Here is a 17,282-nt window from a genome sequence, read left to right on the forward strand (position 1 = left end):
CTGTGTTTGTCCAGTTCAGTCCAGTCGCATCGGGATGCCGCGGTCATGCATGAAGCGCTTGGCTTCGCCGACCGTGTGCTGCCCGTAGTGGAAAATGCTGGCGGCCAGCACCGCGTCGGCGTGGCCTTCCAGGATGCCGTCCGCCAGGTCCTGCAGGCCGCCCACGCCGCCGGAGGCGATCACGGAAATGCCGACCGCATCCGAGACGGCGCGCGTCAGGCCGAGGTCGAAGCCGGACTTGGTGCCGTCGCGGTCCATGCTGGTCAGCAGCAGTTCGCCGGCACCCAGGCTTTCCATCTTGCGCGCCCACTCCACCGCGTCGAGGCCGGTAGGATTGCGGCCGCCGTGGGTGAACACTTCCCACTTGCCGGGCGCGACCTGCTTGGCGTCGATCGCCACCACGATGCACTGCGAGCCGTGCTTCTGCGAAGCCTCGAACACCAGTTGCGGGTTGGTCACGGCCGAGGTGTTCATCGACACCTTGTCGGCGCCGGCGTTCAGCAGGCGGCGCACGTCCTCGACCTTGCGCACGCCGCCGCCCACCGTCAGCGGGATGAAGACGGTCGAGGCCACGGCTTCGATGATCGGCAGGATCAGGTCGCGGCCGTCGCTCGAGGCGGTGATGTCGAGGAAGGTGATCTCGTCGGCGCCCTGGCCATCGTAGCGGCGTGCGATCTCGACCGGGTCGCCGGCATCGCGCAGCTCGGTGAAATTGACACCCTTGACCACGCGGCCGCCGGTGACGTCAAGGCAGGGGATGATGCGTTTTGCGAGCATATAAATCTTTAGTTAACCCGTCAATCCCGCTTTCGCGGGAACGACGGTTTCTCGGTTCCGGGCTAGTTAAGCCTGCGCCCCTTCAGTCAGCTCATCCGCACGCTCCTGCGCGCTGGCCAGGTCGAGCGTGCCTTCATAGATCGAACGGCCGCAGATCACGCCTTCGATGCCTTCGTCCTGTACCGCGCACAGCGCTTCGACGTCGGCCAGGTTGTGCAGGCCGCCGGAGGCGATGATCGGGATCTTGACGGCCTGGGCCAGGCGCACGGTGGCTTCGATGTTCACGCCGCCCATCATGCCGTCGCGGCCGATGTCGGTGTAGACGATCGATTCGACGCCATAACCCTCGAACTTCTTGGCCAGGTCGATGACTTCATGGCCCGACATCTTGCTCCAGCCGTCAGTCGCGACCTTGCCGTCCTTGGCGTCCAGGCCGACGATGATCGAGCCCGGGAAGGCGCCGCAGGCGTCGTGCAGGAAGCCCGGGTTCTTCACCGCGGCGGTGCCGACGATGATGTAGGTGATGCCGTCGTCCAGGTAGCGCTCGATGGTGTCGAGGTCGCGGATGCCGCCGCCGAGCTGGACCGGGATCTCGTCCAGGTCATTCTCGGTAGCGTATTCCTGCACCACCTGCAGGATCGATTTGATGGCGTCCTCGTTCTTCGGCTTGCCGGCGAAAGCGCCGTTCAGGTCGACCAGGTGCAGACGGCGCGCACCCTTCTTGAGCCAGTGCAGCGCCATCTCGGCGGGATCTTCGGAGAACACGGTGGCGAGGTCCATATCGCCCTGTTTCAGGCGAACGCAGTGACCGTCTTTCAGGTCGATGGCGGGAATCAGCAGCATGGTCGTAATCGGTTGGTTGACGGGTGAAGAACGTGAGCGTTCAGGGTTTCCAGTGGATGAAATTGCGATACAGGCGCAGGCCGGCGGCCGCGCTTTTTTCAGGGTGGAACTGGGTGGCGACGATGTTGTCGCGCGCGACCGCGCAGCAGTAGGGACCGCCGTAATCGGCTTCGCCGATGGTGTCGTCCGGATTGGCCGGCCGGGCGTAATAGCTGTGCACGAAGTAGAACCAGGCACCGTCCTCGACGCCTTCCCACAATGCATGCGCGCGTGCCTGTCGCACGCGGTTCCAGCCCATCTGCGGCACCTTGAAGCGCGAGCCGTCGGCGGCAAGCTTGCCGTCGAGCTGGAAACGCACCACCTTGCCGGGGAACAGGCCCAGGCCGGGCGTGCCTTCGTTTTCTTCGCTGGAGTCGAACAACATCTGCTCGCCCACGCACACGCCCATCACCGGACGCGTCTTCATGGCGCGCAGCACCGCTTCCTCGGCGCCGGATTCGCGCAGGCTGCGCATGCAGTCGCGCATGGCGCCCTGCCCCGGCAGCACGACGCGGTCGGCGGCGTCGATCACGGCGGCATCGCTGGAAACGATCACGTCCGCTTCGGGAGCGGCGGCGCGCAGCGCCTGCGCTACCGAACGCAGGTTGCCCAGGCCATCAACCACAACAATCTTGTTTGCCATGATCGATCGCTTACAGGCTGCCCTTGGTCGATGGAATCGTGCCCAGCGCGCGCTCGTCCAGCTCGGACGCCATGCGCAGGGCACGGCCGAAGGCCTTGAACACGGTCTCGCACTGGTGGTGGGCGTTCACGCCCCGCAGGTTGTCCACGTGCAGGGTCACGCCGGCGTGGTTCACGAAGCCGCGGAAGAACTCGATCGTCAGGTCGACGTCGAAGCGGCCGATGGTGGCGCGGGTGAAGGGCACATGCCATTCCAGGCCCGGACGGCCGGAAAAGTCGATCACCACGCGCGACAGCGCTTCGTCGAGCGGGACGTAGGCGTGGCCGTAGCGGCGGATGCCTTTCTTGTCGCCGATCGCCTTGGCGACCGCCATGCCCAGGGTGATCCCGGTGTCCTCGACGGTATGGTGGTCGTCGATGTGCAGGTCGCCGACGGCCTCGACCTCGAGGTCGATCAGGCCATGGCGGGCGATCTGGTCCAGCATATGGTCGAGGAAAGGCACGCCAGTGTTGAGTTTCTGGCGGCCGGTACCGTCGAGATTGAGCGCGACGCGGATCTGCGTCTCGCTGGTGTTGCGGGTGATTTCTGCGGTGCGGGTCATTGCAGGGAAGCCTTCAGGGCATTCAGGAATACGGAATTCTCTTCCGGGGTGCTGACCGTCACGCGGATGCAGTTGGCCAGCAATTCGTGCATTTTACTCAAATTCTTGATCAATACCCGTTCATCGAACAGTTTAGCGCAGGTACGGTCGGCGTCCGGTACACGCAAGGTAATGAAATTCGCGCTCGACGGGAAGACCGTCACGCCCGGCAGCGCAGCCAGCGCCGCCGCCAGTTCGCCGCGCGCTTCGTTCAGGCGGGCCGCCTGCTCGTTCAGCACGTCGATATGGTCGAGCGCGAACTCGGCCGCCGCCTGGGTCAGCACGTTGATGTTATACGGCGGGCGCACCTTGTCGAACTGGTCCAGCAGCGCGGGCGCGGCCGCCAGGTAGCCGAGGCGGATGCCGGCCAGGCCCAGCTTGGACAGCGTGCGCATCACCATCAGGTTCGGGTATTGCGGCAGGCGGCCCATGAAACTGGTGCGGGCGAAGGGTTGGTAGGCCTCGTCGACCACGGCGATGCCGGTGTCGCCCAGCGCCTCGATGATGGCGACCATGTCGTCTTCAGCGTAGAGGTTGCCGGTCGGATTGTTCGGGTAGGCCAGGAACACGACCGACGGCTTGTGCTTTTCGATGGCGGCCAGCATCGCCGGGCGGTCGAGCGAGAAATCGGCTTTCAGCGGCACGCCGACGTAGTCCATGCCGGCAAACTGGGCCGAGCGCTGGAACATCACGAAGGCCGGGACCGGGGCCATCAGCACTGCCCTCTTGTCCTGGCGTGCGGTGGCCATGGCGATGATGCTGATGATCTCGTCGGAACCGTTGCCGAGGATGACGTCGTAGCCGGCCGGGACGCCGAGCTTGTCGCGGATCTTCTGCTTGAGGGTGCCGTACGAGGCCACCGGATAGCGGTTCAGCACGGCGTCGGCCAGGCGCGTGGCCAGTGCCTGGCGCAGGTTTTCCGGCAGCTCGTAGGGGTTTTCCATGGCGTCGAGCTTGATGTAGCCGCTGGCGTCCGGCACGTTATAGCTATGGCCGGCACGGACGTCTTCGCGGATCGTGTTGGCGATGAGGGTGTCGATGTCGGTCATGGTGTGCTTCCTTGAATAGCGTTGTCTAAATTTTGCTCGTTGGCTACTGCCCCGTCGCCCCCGCGCGGGCGGGGGTCCAGGTTTGCGTGCGTTTTGACTGCTCGTGCAACTTGGGGCGTCGCACAGCGAGGCGCCTGCGCGGGGACGACGGTGCAAGCGCTCTCGGTCATAACGGTTTTGTCCTTCTTGCGACTGCCTGCCGTCTTTTTCCTGGCCGGCGCCTCCGGCATCGCCAACCTCTGCTGAATGATCTCGCAATAAGCCTGGTTCAGCTCGAACCCGACGAAATGCCGCCCCAGCCGACGCGCCGCCAGCGCCGTGGTGCCGCTGCCCATGAAGGGGTCGAGCACCACGCCGCCCGGCGGGCAGGAGGCCTTGAGCATGCGTTCGATGATCTCGAGCGGCTTCTGGGTAGGATGATCGACCCGCTCCGCATGTTCGCGGTGCAGGCGCGAGACGCTCCACAGGTCCTTCGGGTTGTAGCCGACCTCGAGCCACTTGGCGCCCACGAAGATCGAACGCGAGCGCGCCTTCTTGGTCTCGGCGTCGTAGGGGATGCGCACGGCGTCCAGGTCGAAATAATAGTCCTTGCGCTTCACGAAGAAGCCGATGGTGTCGTGCACCGAGCTGAAGCTGCGGGTGCTGCCGCCCATCGAGGGCACGCGGCGGTCCCAGATGATCTCGTTCATCATCGTCAGGCGCTTCTTCAGCATGACGAAGATTTCCGGCGCAAAGCGCCAGGTGAGGAAGATGTACAGGCTGCCGTTGGCTTTCAGCTTGGGCAGCGCGACGTCGATCCAGCGCTCGGTCCAGGCCAGGTAGTCGTCGACGCTCTGCTGGTCGGAAGCGTTGCCGTAGTCCTTGCCGAGGTTGTACGGCGGATCGGTCAGGATCAGGTCGATGGACCCGTCGGGGATGCGCGCCATGCCGGCCAGCGCGTCCTCGCAGAAGACCCGGTCGACCCAGTCCATCATGCGGAACCAGACCCGGTCGGCTCGCCGTCCTGCCTGATCCTTAGCTCTGCGCTGCGGGCGTGCGCCTGCAGGCCTTCGCCGTACGCCAGCTCGGCCGCGACCTTGCCCAGGGTCTGGGCGCCGGCTTCGGACACGAACAGCAGCGACGAGCGCTTCTGGAAGTCGTACACGCCCAGCGGCGACGAGAAGCGCGCCGTGCGCGAGGTCGGCAGCACGTGGTTCGGGCCGCAGCAGTAGTCGCCCAGCGACTCGGACGAGAAGCGGCCCAGGAACATCGCGCCCGCATGGCGGATCCGGTCCGCCCATTGCTGCGGCTCGGCGGCCGAGATTTCCAGGTGCTCGGCGGCGATGTCGTTGGCGATCGCGCAGGCTTCTTCCATGTCGCGCACGAGGATCAACGCGCCGCGGTCCGTCAGCGAGGTCGTGATCGTCTCCTTGCGCGGCATGGCCGGCAGCAGCTTGTGGATGCTGGCTTCGACCCGGGCGATGTAGCCGGCGTCCGGGCACAGCAGGATGGCCTGGGCCAGCTCGTCGTGCTCGGCCTGGGAGAACAGGTCCATGGCGACCCAGTCCGGGTCGGTGCTGCCGTCGCACAGCACCAGGATTTCGGACGGGCCGGCGATCATGTCGATGCCGACCGTGCCGAACACGCGGCGCTTGGCGGCGGCCACGTAGGCATTGCCCGGGCCGACGATCTTGTCGACGGCAGGAATCGTCTCGGTGCCGTAGGCCAGGGCGCCGACGGCCTGGGCGCCGCCGATGGTGATCACGCGCGTCACCCCGGCGATCGCGGCGGCGGCCAGCACCATGCGGTTCTTGATGCCGTCCGGCGTCGGCACCACCATCACGATCTCTTTCACGCCCGCGACCTGGGCCGGGATCGCATTCATCAGCACCGACGAGGGATACGCCGCCTTGCCGCCCGGGACGTAGATGCCGACGCGGTCCAGCGGCGTCACGCGCTGGCCCAGCACGGTGCCGTCAGGTTCGGTGTAGGTGAAACCGTTCAGTTCCTGCTTCTGGCGCTCGTGGAAGACCCGGATGCGATCGGCGGCGGTCTGCAGCGCGGCGCGCTGGGCCTCCGGCAGCGAGGCCAGCGCATCCTGCAGTTCCTGCTGCGTCAGGTCAAAGGCGGCCATACCTGTAGCACCCCCACCGGGGATGCGGTCAAACTTGTTGGTGTACTCCAGCACGGCCGCATCGCCGCGCGCCCTGACGTCGGCGAGGATCTTGGCGACGGCGGATTCGATCGCGTCGTCGGTCTCGGCTTCGAAGGCCAGCAGCTTGGTCAGCTGCTGCTTGAAATCGGGGGCGGTGGAATCGAGCTTGCGGACATCCATGTTATTGACCTTGCTGCTTGGAGGCGCGTTCGAAGGCCTCGATGATGGGTTGCAGGCGCTCGCGCTTGAGCTTGAGCGCGGCCTGGTTGACCACCAGGCGCGAAGAGATCTCCATGATCTTCTCGACTTCGACCAGGTTGTTGGCGCGCAGGGTGCCGCCGGTCGAGACCACGTCGACGATGGCATCCGACAGGCCGACCAGCGGCGCCAGTTCCATCGAGCCGTACAGCTTGATCAGGTCGACGTGCACGCCCTTCTTGGCGAAGTGCTCGCGCGCGGTTTCCACGAACTTGGTGGCCACGCGCAGGCGCGCGCCCTGGCGCACCGCGGTCTCGTAGTCGAAGCCGGCGTTCACCGCCACCGACATGCGGCAGCAGGCGATGCGCAGGTCGACCGGCTGGTACAGGCCTTCGCCGCCATGCTCGAGCAGCACGTCCTTGCCGGCCACGCCGAAGTCGGCGGCGCCGTACTGGACATAGGTCGGCACGTCGGTGGCGCGCACGATCAGCACGCGCACGCCAGGGTCGTTGGTCGCCAGGATCAGCTTGCGCGAGGTTTCCGGATTTTCCAGCACCTCGATGCCGGCCGCGGCCAGCAGCGGCAGCGTGTCTTCGAAGATGCGGCCCTTGGAGAGGGCGAGGATCAGCTGCTTGCTGTCCTGGGGTGATTTGGTCATATTGAGTGTCAGCCGATGCCCGTCGTCCCGCGCAGGCGGGAACGACGTTGGTAATGCTGGTACTACGCTAATAGTAGCTTTATTTGATACGAACGATGTCGGCACCAACCGCCGACAGCTTGGCTTCCATGCGGTCGTAACCGCGGTCCAGATGGTAGATCCGGTCGACGATGGTGGTGCCCTCGGCGGCCAGGCCGGCGATCACCAGCGAGGCCGAGGCGCGCAGGTCGGTGGCCATCACCGGTGCGCCGACCAGGCGGCCGACGCCGCGCATGAAGGCGGTGTTGCCCTCGATCGAGATCTGCGCGCCCAGGCGGTTCAGTTCCTGCACGTGCATGAAGCGGTTCTCGAAGATGGTCTCGGTCACGCGGCTCGGGCCGTCGGCGATGGTGTTCACCGCCATGAACTGGGCCTGCATGTCGGTCGGGAAGCCGGGATATTCCGTGGTGCGGAAGGACACCGGACGCGGACGGCCGTCCATGCGCGCACGGATGGCCTGGCCTTCCACCGTCAGTTGCACGCCCATCTCGCGCAGCTTGTCGATGGCGACGTCGAAGATGTCGGTGCGGGTATTGACGATGCGGATGTCGCCGCCGGTCGCCGCCACCGCGCAAAGAAAAGTAGCGGCTTCGATGCGGTCCGAGATCACGGCGTGCCTGGTGCCGTGCAGGGCGTCGACGCCCTGGATCACCAGGCGGTCGGTGCCGATGCCCTCGATCTTCGCGCCCATCGCCACCAGCATGTTGGCGAGGTCGGTCACTTCCGGCTCGCGCGCGGCGTTTTCCAGCACCGTCTCGCCTTCGGCCAGCACCGCGGCCATCAGCAGGTTCTCGGTGCCGGTCACGGTGATCATGTCGGTCAGGATGCGCGCGCCCTTCAGCTTCGCGCATTTGGCATGGATGTAGCCGCCTTCGATCGTGATCTCGGCGCCCATCGCGCGCAGGCCCTTGATGTGCTGGTCGACCGGACGCGAGCCGATCGCGCAGCCGCCCGGCAGCGAGACCTTGGCTTCGCCGAAGCGCGCCAGCATCGGGCCCAGCACCAGGATCGAGGCGCGCATGGTCTTCACCAGCTCGTACGGCGCTTCGAGCTTGTCGATGTTGGCGCCGTTCAGGGTGACGTTCTCGCTGTCGTCCCCTTCGCCCTGGGTCACCTTCAGGCCGGTCTGCGCCAGCAGCTTGAGCATGGTGCGCACGTCGTGCAGGCGCGGCACGTTCGACAGTTCGAGGTCGCCCGAGGTCAGCAGGCCGGCGCACAGGATGGGCAGCGCGGCGTTCTTGGCGCCCGAGATGACGATGTCGCCGTTCAGGCGCTTGCCGCCGGTGATCTGGAGCTTGTCCATGGATTATCCTTGCTTAGTTGGCAGCAAATTCTTCGGGGGTCAGGGTCTTCATCGACAGCGCGTGGATCTCCTCGCGCATGCGGTCGCCGAGGGCGGCGTAGACGATCTGGTGGCGCTGGATGCGGCTCTTGCCGGCAAAGCTGGGGGACACGATGACGGCGCTGAAATGCTGGCCGTCGCCCTCGACTTCGAGGTGGGTGGTGTCCAGGCCGGCCTTGATGTAGCCGTGGATGAGTTCAGGTGTGGTAGCCATGATGCGCAGTGAATTTTGGATAAATCTTAATGACGCAGCTTGTAGCCGCGGCGGAGCAGGTTGATGGCGACGCCGGCCAGCACGATGAAGAACACGGCGACGATGGCCAGGCTGGTCCAGGGCGAGACATCAGACTTGCCGAAGAAACCGTAACGGAACCCGTCAATCATATAAAAGAACGGGTTGAAATGCGAGACTGCGAGCCAGAACGGGGGCAGTTTCTGGATCGAATAGAACACACCGGCCAAAAATGTTGCAGGCATGATCAAAAAGTTCTGGAACGCGGCCAGCTGGTCGAACTTCTCGGCCCAGATGCCGGCGATCACGCCCATCGTGCCGAGGATGGCCGCGCCCAGCAGGGCGAACACGACGATCCACAGCGGGAACACGAAGGACAGGTGGGCGAACCAGGCGGTGATGATGAACACGCCGGCGCCCACGCACAGGCCGCGCACGATCGATGCCGTCACGTAGGCGGACAGGATCTCCCAGTGCGACAGCGGCGGCAGCAGGATGAACACCAGGTTGCCGGTGATCTTGGACTGGATCAGCGAGGACGAGGAGTTGGCGAAGGCGTTCTGCAGCACGCTCATCATCACCAGGCCCGGGATCAGGAAGGCGGTGTAGTCGACGCCGGCGAGCATCTGCACGCGGCCTTCCAGCACGTGGCCGAAGATCAGCAGGTAGAGCATCGAGGTGACGACCGGCGCGGCGATGGTCTGGGTGGCGACCTTCCAGAAGCGCAGGATCTCTTTGTAGAACAGGGTGCGGAAACCCACGGAGAATACATTCATCGGATGGGTGCCCCTTCCATGATCTGGATAAAGATGTCTTCCAGGTCGGCCTGCTGCAGCTGCATTTCGTCGATCACGGCGCCCGATTCGCGCAGGCGCGCCAGGATGCCTTCGACGTCGGCGTACTCGTTCACGCGCAGGGTGTACTTGTTGCCCTGTCCATTCGGCTTGGAGGCGTCGTCGTGCTCGTCGTGGGCGACCAGGTGGCGCAGGCCTTCCGGCAGCGTCCCCTGCTTCAGGTGCACGATCAGCGAGGAACCCGACACGCGGCGCAGCAGCTGCGACATGGTGTCCAGCGCCACCACGTTGCCGGTCTTGAGCATGGCCACGCGCTGGCACATGGCCTGCGCTTCTTCGAGGTAGTGGGTGGTCAGGACCACGGTGTGGCCCTCGCGGTTCAGGCGCGAGATGAACTTCCACAGGGTCTGGCGCAGTTCGACGTCGACGCCGGCGGTCGGTTCGTCCAGCACGATCACGGGCGGTTTGTGGACCAGGGCCTGGGCCACCAGCACGCGCCGCTTCATGCCGCCGGACAGGGCGCGCATATTGACGTCGGCCTTGGCGGTCAGGTCGAGGTTTTCCATGACCTCGTCGATCCACTTGTCGTTGTTCTTCAGGCCGAAGTAGCCGGACTGCAGGCGCAGGGTCTCGCGCACCGTGAAGAAGGGATCGAACACCAGCTCCTGCGGCACCACGCCGAGCGCCATGCGGGCCGAACGGAAGTCCTTGACGACGTCGTGGCCGTGGATGCGCACACTCCCGACATCGGGCCGGATCAGGCCCGCGATGCAGGAGATGAGAGTGGTCTTGCCGGCGCCGTTCGGGCCGAGCAGGCCGAAGAATTCGCCTTGTTCGATGGTCAGGGAAACGCCCTTGAGGGCCTTGAAGCCCTTGTAGCTTTTCTCGACGCTGTCAATCTGGATGGCTGTCATGCGAAAGTGGCCGCGCCGGACGGCGGACCATGCAGGGGAAACGAGCCATTATAGAAGAAATCGTCATGACGGGTCGGCGTGAGCCCATCCGTCATGAAGCGGCGGTCACGCCCGGCCGATCAGGCCATCGACACCATACAGGCGCGCCAGCGCATCGACGTTGGCCGGCACGTTGACGAAACTGAGCTTGCGCCCCTGCGCCTGGGCGCGGCGCTGCCAGGCCAGCATCAGGGCCAGGGCCGAGGAATCGGCGGCGCGCACGCCACCGAGGTCGAACACGGTCGCGCCGGCGGACAGCGCCGCGCAGCCCTGCTCCAGCGCCGCCTGGGCGTTCTGGAAGGTCAGGGCATCCAGCGACAGCATGGGATTGGACTCCGCCATGCTTACTTCTGCGGCGCCTTCAGCGGCTTGTTGGCCAGCTGCTGGTTACGGTCGTGCAGCTTCTTGATCAGGCCGTCGATGCCGCCCTTGCCGATCTCGGAAGCGAAGGTCGACTTGTAGGTCTCGACCAGCCAGGCGCCCATCACGTTCAGGTCGAAGATCTTCCAGCCCTGCGGGGTCTTGCTCAGGCGGTAGTTCAGGGTGATCGGCTCGCCGCGGGTCAGGTTGACCTGCGACTTCACCTCGACTTCGGTGTCGGCCGGGTCGGCGCGGAAGGGCTTGAACTCGATGGTTTCGTTCTTGATCTGCGAGAGCGCGCCGGAATAGGTGTAGATCAGCAGCTGGCGGAATTCTTCCGACAGTTGCTTCTGCTGTTCCGGGCTCGCCTGGCGCCAGAAGCGGCCGGCCGCCTGCGACGTCATCTTGTCGGAATCGACGTACGGCAGGATCTTGGTGTTGACCAGGTCGATGATCTTGCGGCTGTTGCCGGCCTGGATGTCCTTGTCGGCCTTGACGGCGTCGATCACGTCGGTGCTGACGCGCTTGACCAGCAGGTCCGGCGCTTCGCTGGCGGCCTGGGCCGGGGCAGCGATCACGCTGGTGGAAAAGGCCGCCACGGCGGCAGTCACGATCAATTGTGCGATAGGCTTCATACGCTTCCTTTGTCTTGGTTATCCCGTTAACTACTTCTGGACCGGTTCGGATGACACAGGGGCCGGCGCCGGCGGATTATTCGGCGCCGAATCCTGTTTTGCCGGGGGCTGGTCCTGGCTGGCCGGCGCAGCGTCGTCGCCCGCGTCGTCCGGACGCGGCGTCTTCTTCACGCCCAGCTTTTCCTGCACTTTTTCCTGCACCTTCTCGAGCTTTTCATGCACCTTGTCGGCACGCTCCTGGGCCTTGTCGGTATCCAGCACCTTGCTGTTACGGCGCTGCAGGTAACCGTCGCGGATGAATTCGTAGCGGTCGAGGGCAGCGTCTTCCAGCAGGTTCGAGGCGTCCAGCACACTGGCGCGCTGGTCGACGGCGCGCAGCAGGATGCCGCCGTTACGCCACGGGATATCGTTCACGTGATCCCAGGGATCGCCCCAGAAGTCGCCCGGCAGGGCAATGGTGTCGCGCACCGTAGATGCGCCCAGAATCGGCAACATCAAGTAGGGGCCGCTTGGGACGCCCCAGTAACCCAGGGTCTGGCCCAGGTCTTCGTTGTGCTTGCGCAGGCCGGCCGGGGTCGCGATGTCCAGCACGCCGACCAGGCCCAGGGTCGAGTTCACGGCAAAACGGGTGAAGTCGTTCAGGCCGTCCTGGCCCTTGAGCTGGGCAAAATTGTTGACCGAGCTCCACAGGTCCGACAGGTTGCCGAAGAAGTTGCCGACACCGGTCTGCACGAAGTCCGGGGTGTAGTTCCGGTAGAAAGTCGCGGTCGGCTTCAGGGCGGTACGGTCGACCGCGTCGTTGAAGCTGAACATTGCCCGGTTGAACTTCTCGAAGGGGTCCTTCGGATTGGTGGCGGTCGCGCAGCCGCTCAGCAGCACGGCAGCGCCTGCCGCCAGTGCCAATGCGTTACGAATGCTCATTTGCTGTTGCCATCCTTTCCTTCGGCTGCTTTGCTATAAATAAATTGGTTGATCAGGTCTTCCAGCACCGCGGCGGACTGCGTGCGGGTGATACGGTCGCCATCCACCAGGTTGTTGGTGTCGCCGCCCGCTTCGATGCCGATGTACTGTTCGCCCAGCAGACCGGAGGTCAGGATCTTCAGCGAACTATCTTTCGGGAACTTATAGGCCGGGTTCAAGTCGAGGCGAACCAGGGCCTGGAAGCTCTTGTCGTCGAAGCTGATATCGCCGACGCGGCCCACGACCACGCCTGCGCTCTTGACGGGCGATTGGGGCTTGAGGCCACCGATGTTGTCGAACTTGCCGACGATCGCATACGTCTTGCTGAACGAGATAGTGCTCATGTTACCTGCCTTGAGGGCCAGGAAAAGGAGCGATACCGCACCCAACAGCACGAAAAGTCCGACCCAGACGTCAATAGATTTGCGATGCATAAGATTTCCTAATATATGTAGGCGTTAAATCAGCCAGTCTTCTAAATTATTTGTTGAACATCAGCGCGGTCATGACGAAGTCGAGGCCCAACACCATCAGCGACGCGATCACGACGGTGCGCGTGGTCGCGCGCGACACGCCTTCCGGCGTCGGCTGCGCTTCATAACCCTGGAACAGGGCGGTGAAGGTGACCGCAATGCCGAACACGAAGCTCTTCAGGACGCCGTTCATGATGTCGCGGCGCACGTCGATATTGCTCTGCATCTGGGACCAGAACGCGCCTTCGTCCACGCCGATCAGCTGCACGCCGACCAGGTAGCCGCCGATGATGCCGATGGCGGAAAAAATCGTGGCCAGCACCGGCATGGCGATCACGCCGCCCCAGAAACGCGGCGCCAGCACGCGCTGGAGCGGGTTCACAGCCATCATTTCCATTGCCGACAGCTGCTCGCCGGCCTTCATGAGGCCGATCTCGGCGGTCAGCGAGGTGCCGGCGCGGCCCGCGAACAGCAGCGCGGTGACCACCGGACCGAGCTCGCGCAGCAGCGACAGCGCCACCAGCTGGCCGAGTTTCTCGTCGGCGCCGAACTGGCTCAGCGTGTAATAGCCCTGCAGGCCCAGCACCATGCCGACGAACAGGCCGGACACGCCGATGATCAGCATCGAATAGTTGCCGATGAAGTGGACCTGCTCCGAGATCAGCGCCGGGCGCTTCAGCGCGCCGGGCAGCCTGCCCAGCAGCTTGACGAAGGAACGCGTGACGAAACCGATGCGGGCGATCGTGTCCAGCACGAAGGCGCCGATGAAGCCGAGGAAGCGCGCGATCATCGCTTGGCCTCCAGGCCCAGGTCTTCGGCCAGCGATTTGCCCGGATAGTGGAAGGGTACCGGACCGTCCGGCTGGGCGTTGACGAACTGTTTCACGTAGGGATCGGACGAAGCACGCATTTCTTCCGGCGTACCCTGGGCGACGATTTTTCCGCCGGACAGGAAATAGACGTAGTCGGCGATGCTGAAGGTTTCGTTGACGTCGTGCGACACCAGGATCGAGGTCGAGCCGAGGGTGTCGTTCAGGTTGCGGATCAGGTTGGCGGTCACGCCCATCGAGATCGGGTCGAGGCCGGCGAAGGGCTCGTCGTACATGATCAGTTCCGGGTCCAGCGCGATCGCGCGCGCCAGCGCCACGCGGCGCGCCATGCCGCCCGAGATCTCGTTCGGCTTGAGCTGGGCCGCATTGCGCAGGCCGACCGCGTTCAGGCGCATCAGCACCAGGTCGCGCAGCACTTCTTCCGGCAGCTCCGTGTGTTCGCGCAGCGGGAAGGCCACGTTCTCGAACACGGTCAGGTCGGTGAACAGGGCGCCGAACTGGAACAGCATGCCCATCTTGCGGCGCAGGCGGTAGAGGTTTTCCGTGTCGAGCTGATGAACGACTTCGCCGTCCACCGCGACCGTGCCGCGCTGGGGACGGATCTGGCCGCCGATCAGGCGCAGCACCGTCGTCTTGCCGGAGCCGGAACCGCCCATCACGGCGATCAGCTTGCCGCGCGGGAAATCCATGCTCAGATTCGACAGGATGGGGCGATCTCCATACGAAAAATGCAGATCGCGGATTTCGACAAGGTTGGACACAGTGGAATTTGGTATTTGGTGAATCTCCTATTGTAGTGCAGAAACGTCAATCCCTGCTGGAGACGGCCCAATTCCAGCGTACTTATCGACGTGATATTACAACACTACTGAACAGTGAGTCAGATATTTTCCTCACGTAAGTATTTGTTTTAAATGAGATATGCATACCTGAGATTGTTGCGTTTTGCTAAAGATTATTAACAAATTCCCCATGGAAACGAATACTTTGCATGCGAAGCAAGCCTGACGATTCCCCTTCGCGCGAGGGCATGGACTACCCGGATTTTCGGGCGCATCATGGGCTTGAACTTACCCGGGAGGCCAACGTGAACGCCAAGGCCCTGATCCACATCCAGCACGACGCCATCGATATGGAAGGCATGCTGGAACTTCCCCACGAAGCGCTGGGTGTCGTCCTGTTCGCCCATGGCAGCGGCAGCAGCCGCCTCAGTCCGCGCAACAACTACGTGGCCCGTATCCTGCGCGAGGCCGGCATCGGCACCCTGCTGCTCGACCTGCTCAGCGAGGACGAGGAAGCCGATTCCTATCACCGCTTCGACATCGCCCTGCTCACCCTGCGCCTGCGCAGCGCGGCGCGCTGGCTGGCGCGCGAGCCAGCGACGGCGAAGCTGCCGCTGGGACTGTTCGGCGCCAGCACCGGCGCCGCCGCCGCGCTGCGGCTGGCGGGCGAGCCCCACCTCGGCGATCCCTACCTGGGCCAGCCGCATCCCGGCCCGCCCTACCTGTCGATTGCCGCCGTGGTCTCGCGCGGCGGCCGGCCCGACCTGGCCGGCATCGCGGCCCTGCACGGCGTGACAGCGCCGACCCTGCTCATCGTGGGCGGCAACGACGACGCCGTGATCGACCTGAACCGGCAAGCCTTCGCCCAGCTGCGCTGCCCGCGCGAACTGGCCATCGTGGCCGGCGCCACCCACCTGTTCGAGGAGCCTGGCACCCTGGAGGAAGTGGCGCGGCTGGCGGCCAACTGGTTCGTCGGGCACTTTGCCCGCAAGACGGCATGAGTCCTGCTGCGATACCGCTGCGCCTGCTGTTCGGCGGCGACCTGATGCTCGGGCGCCTGGCCGGCGAGGCCATGCTGCGCGAGGGTGCGCAGCATCCGCTGGGCGCGGTCGCGCCGCTGCTGCGCGAGGCCGACCTCGCCGTCGCCAACCTCGAGTGCGCGATCTGCGAGCCGGGAGAGCGCTGGCACGGCGCACCGAAAGCCTTTTATTTTCGCGCGCCGCCGCTCGCCGGCGAGGCGCTGCGCGAGGCCGGTGTCAGGCTGGTGAGCCTGGCGAACAACCACATCCTCGACTACGACGTGCAGGGTTTGCTGGAGACCGTCCGCATCCTCGACGCCAACGGCATCCTCCACACGGGCGCCGGCGCCGACCTGGCGGCCGCATCGGCGCCGGTGATCGTCGAGCGCAAGGGCGTGCGGATCGGCATGGCCGCCTTCTGCGATCACCAGGACGATTTCGCCGCCACCCAAGACCACCCCGGCATGGCCTGGCTCGGCCTGCACGACGAGGCCGCTGCCGTCGACGCCTTCGCCCGCGCGCTGGCGCCGCTGCGTGCGGAAGGCGTGCGCTGGCCCATCCTGTCGCTGCACTGGGGGCCGAACATGGCGAGCGCGCCCGACCAGCGCCAGCGCCGCCTGGCCCGGGTCGCGATCGAGGTCGGCTGGAAGATCGTGTTCGGCCACAGCGCCCACGTATTCCAGGGCATCGAGCTGTACGAAGGCTGCCCGATCCTGTATGCGGCCGGCGACCTGGTCGACGATTACGCCGTCGATCCGGGCTTTCGCAACGATCACCAGCTGCTGTTCGCGCTGGAGTTCGGAGACGACGCGCTGGAGCGGATCATCATGCACCCGCTGTTCATCCGGCATTGCCGGGCGTTCCCGGCGAACAGCGCGCAGCGGACCTGGATCGCCGAGCGCATGCATGAGCTGTGCGCGGCCCTCGGCACCACGGTCCAGGTCGAGGACGATCGCCTGGCGATCTACCTGAGCACCACCCGCGAGACGACCGGGAAGTGGTCGGAGGGATAGCGCCTGTCGAAGGAGTCGCCCAGCACCGCGTACTTGAGGACGTCGAAGTGGCGGTCGACGAAGATGTAGTCGATCCTGTCGGTGGCAAGCCTGTCGATGTGAAAATCGTTGAAGGTGCCGGCTGGACCATAGGGCGGCGCTTTGCTGGCCTGGTAGGCGTCGCGCAGCGCGGTCGACATGGTGCGGATCTGCACCGTGTCCGGCGTCGAGTTGAAATCGCCGACGCAGATGGCCGGCTCGCCGTGGGCGATCTCAACGATCTTCTTCAGCATCAGATCGGCCGAGGCGCGGCGGGCCTGCTCGCCCTCATGGTCGAAATGCACCGAGAAGACATACAGCACGCGCGAGCTGGCGCGGTCGCGCAGGCGCGCCCATGAGGCGAGGCGATGGCAGCACCTGGCGTCCCAGCCGAAAGAAGGACGGTCGGGCGTTTCGCTGAGCCAGAAATCCCCCTTGTCCAGCAAGGCGAAACGGCTCTTGCGGAAGAAGATCGCCGAATGCTCGCCGGCGTCCTTGCCGTCGTCGCGGCCGACGCCGACATGCTCGAATTCTTCCATCTGCGCGAGGTCGGCGATCTGGCCGGACAAGCCTTCCTGGGTGCCGAGGATGTCGAACTCGTGGTAGCGGATCAACGCCTTGACCATCTCCCTGCGGGCGGGCCAGGCATTGGGGCCGTCGCCGGGGTTGTCGTAGCGGAGGTTGTAGGTGGCGACATTGTAGGTGGCGACATTCAGCGGCACCGAGGCCTGGGACGCCGCCCACGCGGCGGGTCCGCAGAGCATGGCGAGCAGCAAAAGGATGGTCTTCATACGGGAGAGTTAAGCACATCCTGCTGCCGATGGCGCGGGAATGGCCGGGCAGGGGCGCAGT

Annotated in this window: 21 protein-coding genes; 2 read left to right on the forward strand and 19 right to left on the reverse strand. The window is 64.9% G+C overall.

What is annotated here, in order from left to right; genetic code table 11:
- Positions 1-15: 15 nt before the first annotated feature.
- The 18 genes from hisF to AC1DOP_RS16360 form a co-directional block, all read right to left on the reverse strand.
- Positions 16-777, reverse strand: a complete 762-nt coding sequence (hisF, locus tag AC1DOP_RS16275) for an imidazole glycerol phosphate synthase subunit HisF (protein WP_441935263.1) — start codon at positions 775-777, stop codon at positions 16-18.
- A 66-nt stretch (positions 778-843) separates the two neighbouring features.
- Positions 844-1,620 carry a 1-(5-phosphoribosyl)-5-[(5-phosphoribosylamino)methylideneamino]imidazole-4-carboxamide isomerase gene (gene hisA / locus AC1DOP_RS16280; protein WP_441935262.1) on the reverse strand — a complete coding sequence of 259 codons (777 nt, stop codon included), beginning with the start codon at positions 1,618-1,620 and terminating at the stop codon, positions 844-846.
- A 40-nt stretch (positions 1,621-1,660) separates the two neighbouring features.
- On the reverse strand, positions 1,661-2,302 hold the full coding sequence (gene hisH / locus AC1DOP_RS16285; RefSeq protein ID WP_441935261.1) for an imidazole glycerol phosphate synthase subunit HisH: 642 nt from the start codon (positions 2,300-2,302) through the stop codon (positions 1,661-1,663).
- A 10-nt stretch (positions 2,303-2,312) separates the two neighbouring features.
- Positions 2,313-2,903, reverse strand: a complete 591-nt coding sequence (gene hisB, locus AC1DOP_RS16290) for an imidazoleglycerol-phosphate dehydratase HisB (protein ID WP_047821313.1) — start codon at positions 2,901-2,903, stop codon at positions 2,313-2,315.
- A complete protein-coding gene (hisC, locus tag AC1DOP_RS16295; RefSeq protein ID WP_441935260.1) occupies positions 2,900-3,991 on the reverse strand; it encodes a histidinol-phosphate transaminase in 1,092 nt (363 codons plus the stop codon). Before hisC ends, hisB begins: the two co-directional genes overlap by 4 nt.
- Positions 3,988-4,965, reverse strand: a complete 978-nt coding sequence (locus AC1DOP_RS16300; RefSeq protein WP_441935259.1) for a DNA-methyltransferase — start codon at positions 4,963-4,965, stop codon at positions 3,988-3,990. The genes hisC and AC1DOP_RS16300 overlap by 4 nt, the downstream gene beginning before the upstream one ends.
- A complete protein-coding gene (hisD, locus tag AC1DOP_RS16305) occupies positions 4,962-6,305 on the reverse strand; it encodes a histidinol dehydrogenase (protein WP_441935258.1) in 1,344 nt (447 codons plus the stop codon). The genes AC1DOP_RS16300 and hisD overlap by 4 nt, the downstream gene beginning before the upstream one ends.
- A gap of 1 nt (position 6,306) precedes the next feature.
- On the reverse strand, positions 6,307-6,981 hold the full coding sequence (gene hisG, locus AC1DOP_RS16310; RefSeq protein WP_441935257.1) for an ATP phosphoribosyltransferase: 675 nt from the start codon (positions 6,979-6,981) through the stop codon (positions 6,307-6,309).
- 79 nt (positions 6,982-7,060) lie between these two features.
- Complete coding sequence (gene murA / locus AC1DOP_RS16315; protein WP_441935256.1) at positions 7,061-8,323, reverse strand: UDP-N-acetylglucosamine 1-carboxyvinyltransferase; 1,263 nt, start codon at positions 8,321-8,323, stop codon at positions 7,061-7,063.
- 13 nt (positions 8,324-8,336) lie between these two features.
- Positions 8,337-8,576 carry a BolA family protein gene (locus AC1DOP_RS16320; RefSeq protein ID WP_441935255.1) on the reverse strand — a complete coding sequence of 80 codons (240 nt, stop codon included), beginning with the start codon at positions 8,574-8,576 and terminating at the stop codon, positions 8,337-8,339.
- A 26-nt stretch (positions 8,577-8,602) separates the two neighbouring features.
- Entirely contained in the window at positions 8,603-9,370 is a 768-nt protein-coding gene (locus AC1DOP_RS16325; RefSeq protein WP_441935254.1) for an ABC transporter permease, read from the reverse strand.
- Positions 9,367-10,302 carry an ABC transporter ATP-binding protein gene (locus AC1DOP_RS16330; protein WP_477252227.1) on the reverse strand — a complete coding sequence of 312 codons (936 nt, stop codon included), beginning with the start codon at positions 10,300-10,302 and terminating at the stop codon, positions 9,367-9,369. The genes AC1DOP_RS16325 and AC1DOP_RS16330 overlap by 4 nt, the downstream gene beginning before the upstream one ends.
- A 105-nt stretch (positions 10,303-10,407) precedes the next feature.
- On the reverse strand, positions 10,408-10,683 hold the full coding sequence (locus AC1DOP_RS16335) for an STAS domain-containing protein (protein WP_441935252.1): 276 nt from the start codon (positions 10,681-10,683) through the stop codon (positions 10,408-10,410).
- 2 nt (positions 10,684-10,685) lie between these two features.
- Positions 10,686-11,336: an MlaC/ttg2D family ABC transporter substrate-binding protein gene (locus AC1DOP_RS16340; RefSeq protein WP_441935251.1), complete on the reverse strand. Its 651-nt coding sequence runs from the start codon at positions 11,334-11,336 to the stop codon at positions 10,686-10,688.
- A 30-nt stretch (positions 11,337-11,366) separates the two neighbouring features.
- Positions 11,367-12,257, reverse strand: a complete 891-nt coding sequence (locus AC1DOP_RS16345; protein WP_477252230.1) for an MlaA family lipoprotein — start codon at positions 12,255-12,257, stop codon at positions 11,367-11,369.
- Entirely contained in the window at positions 12,254-12,730 is a 477-nt protein-coding gene (gene mlaD, locus AC1DOP_RS16350) for an outer membrane lipid asymmetry maintenance protein MlaD (RefSeq protein ID WP_441935249.1), read from the reverse strand. Before mlaD ends, AC1DOP_RS16345 begins: the two co-directional genes overlap by 4 nt.
- A 46-nt stretch (positions 12,731-12,776) precedes the next feature.
- A complete protein-coding gene (gene mlaE, locus AC1DOP_RS16355) occupies positions 12,777-13,559 on the reverse strand; it encodes a lipid asymmetry maintenance ABC transporter permease subunit MlaE (protein WP_441935248.1) in 783 nt (260 codons plus the stop codon).
- Positions 13,556-14,359 (reverse strand): ABC transporter ATP-binding protein, encoded by an 804-nt coding sequence (locus AC1DOP_RS16360; RefSeq protein ID WP_441935247.1) that lies wholly within the window; start codon positions 14,357-14,359, stop codon positions 13,556-13,558. Before AC1DOP_RS16360 ends, mlaE begins: the two co-directional genes overlap by 4 nt.
- A 371-nt stretch (positions 14,360-14,730) precedes the next feature.
- Between AC1DOP_RS16360 and AC1DOP_RS16365 the strand changes: the two genes are divergently transcribed.
- Both AC1DOP_RS16365 and AC1DOP_RS16370 read left to right on the forward strand, forming a co-directional pair.
- Entirely contained in the window at positions 14,731-15,381 is a 651-nt protein-coding gene (locus AC1DOP_RS16365) for a dienelactone hydrolase family protein (RefSeq protein WP_442121290.1), read from the forward strand.
- A complete protein-coding gene (locus tag AC1DOP_RS16370; protein WP_477252233.1) occupies positions 15,378-16,412 on the forward strand; it encodes a CapA family protein in 1,035 nt (344 codons plus the stop codon). Before AC1DOP_RS16365 ends, AC1DOP_RS16370 begins: the two co-directional genes overlap by 4 nt.
- Here AC1DOP_RS16370 and AC1DOP_RS16375 read toward each other — a convergent pair.
- Positions 16,364-17,221: an endonuclease/exonuclease/phosphatase family protein gene (locus AC1DOP_RS16375; protein ID WP_477252235.1), complete on the reverse strand. Its 858-nt coding sequence runs from the start codon at positions 17,219-17,221 to the stop codon at positions 16,364-16,366. The two genes, AC1DOP_RS16370 and AC1DOP_RS16375, sit on opposite strands and share 49 nt — an antisense overlap.
- Positions 17,222-17,282: the final 61 nt, after the last annotated feature.

This window comes from Massilia sp. 01N410 (genome assembly GCF_056399665.1).

Coding starts and splice junctions, on each gene's coding strand:
- AC1DOP_RS16340 (WP_441935251.1), bottom strand. CDS start 11,336: ATGAAGCCTATCGCACAATTGATCGTGACTGCCGCCGTGGCGGCCTTT.
- mlaD (WP_441935249.1), bottom strand. CDS start 12,730: ATGCATCGCAAATCTATTGACGTCTGGGTCGGACTTTTCGTGCTGTTG.
- mlaE (WP_441935248.1), bottom strand. CDS start 13,559: ATGATCGCGCGCTTCCTCGGCTTCATCGGCGCCTTCGTGCTGGACACG.
- AC1DOP_RS16325 (WP_441935254.1), bottom strand. CDS start 9,370: ATGAATGTATTCTCCGTGGGTTTCCGCACCCTGTTCTACAAAGAGATC.
- hisB (WP_047821313.1), bottom strand. CDS start 2,903: ATGACCCGCACCGCAGAAATCACCCGCAACACCAGCGAGACGCAGATC.
- AC1DOP_RS16375 (WP_477252235.1), bottom strand. CDS start 17,221: ATGAAGACCATCCTTTTGCTGCTCGCCATGCTCTGCGGACCCGCCGCG.
- hisG (WP_441935257.1), bottom strand. CDS start 6,981: ATGACCAAATCACCCCAGGACAGCAAGCAGCTGATCCTCGCCCTCTCC.
- AC1DOP_RS16330 (WP_477252227.1), bottom strand. CDS start 10,302: ATGACAGCCATCCAGATTGACAGCGTCGAGAAAAGCTACAAGGGCTTC.
- AC1DOP_RS16365 (WP_442121290.1), top strand. CDS start 14,731: ATGGAAGGCATGCTGGAACTTCCCCACGAAGCGCTGGGTGTCGTCCTG.
- hisA (WP_441935262.1), bottom strand. CDS start 1,620: ATGCTGCTGATTCCCGCCATCGACCTGAAAGACGGTCACTGCGTTCGC.
- murA (WP_441935256.1), bottom strand. CDS start 8,323: ATGGACAAGCTCCAGATCACCGGCGGCAAGCGCCTGAACGGCGACATC.
- AC1DOP_RS16335 (WP_441935252.1), bottom strand. CDS start 10,683: ATGGCGGAGTCCAATCCCATGCTGTCGCTGGATGCCCTGACCTTCCAG.
- hisC (WP_441935260.1), bottom strand. CDS start 3,991: ATGACCGACATCGACACCCTCATCGCCAACACGATCCGCGAAGACGTC.
- AC1DOP_RS16320 (WP_441935255.1), bottom strand. CDS start 8,576: ATGGCTACCACACCTGAACTCATCCACGGCTACATCAAGGCCGGCCTG.
- AC1DOP_RS16300 (WP_441935259.1), bottom strand. CDS start 4,965: ATGATGGACTGGGTCGACCGGGTCTTCTGCGAGGACGCGCTGGCCGGC.
- hisF (WP_441935263.1), bottom strand. CDS start 777: ATGCTCGCAAAACGCATCATCCCCTGCCTTGACGTCACCGGCGGCCGC.
- AC1DOP_RS16345 (WP_477252230.1), bottom strand. CDS start 12,257: ATGAGCATTCGTAACGCATTGGCACTGGCGGCAGGCGCTGCCGTGCTG.
- hisD (WP_441935258.1), bottom strand. CDS start 6,305: ATGGATGTCCGCAAGCTCGATTCCACCGCCCCCGATTTCAAGCAGCAG.
- AC1DOP_RS16370 (WP_477252233.1), top strand. CDS start 15,378: ATGAGTCCTGCTGCGATACCGCTGCGCCTGCTGTTCGGCGGCGACCTG.
- hisH (WP_441935261.1), bottom strand. CDS start 2,302: ATGGCAAACAAGATTGTTGTGGTTGATGGCCTGGGCAACCTGCGTTCG.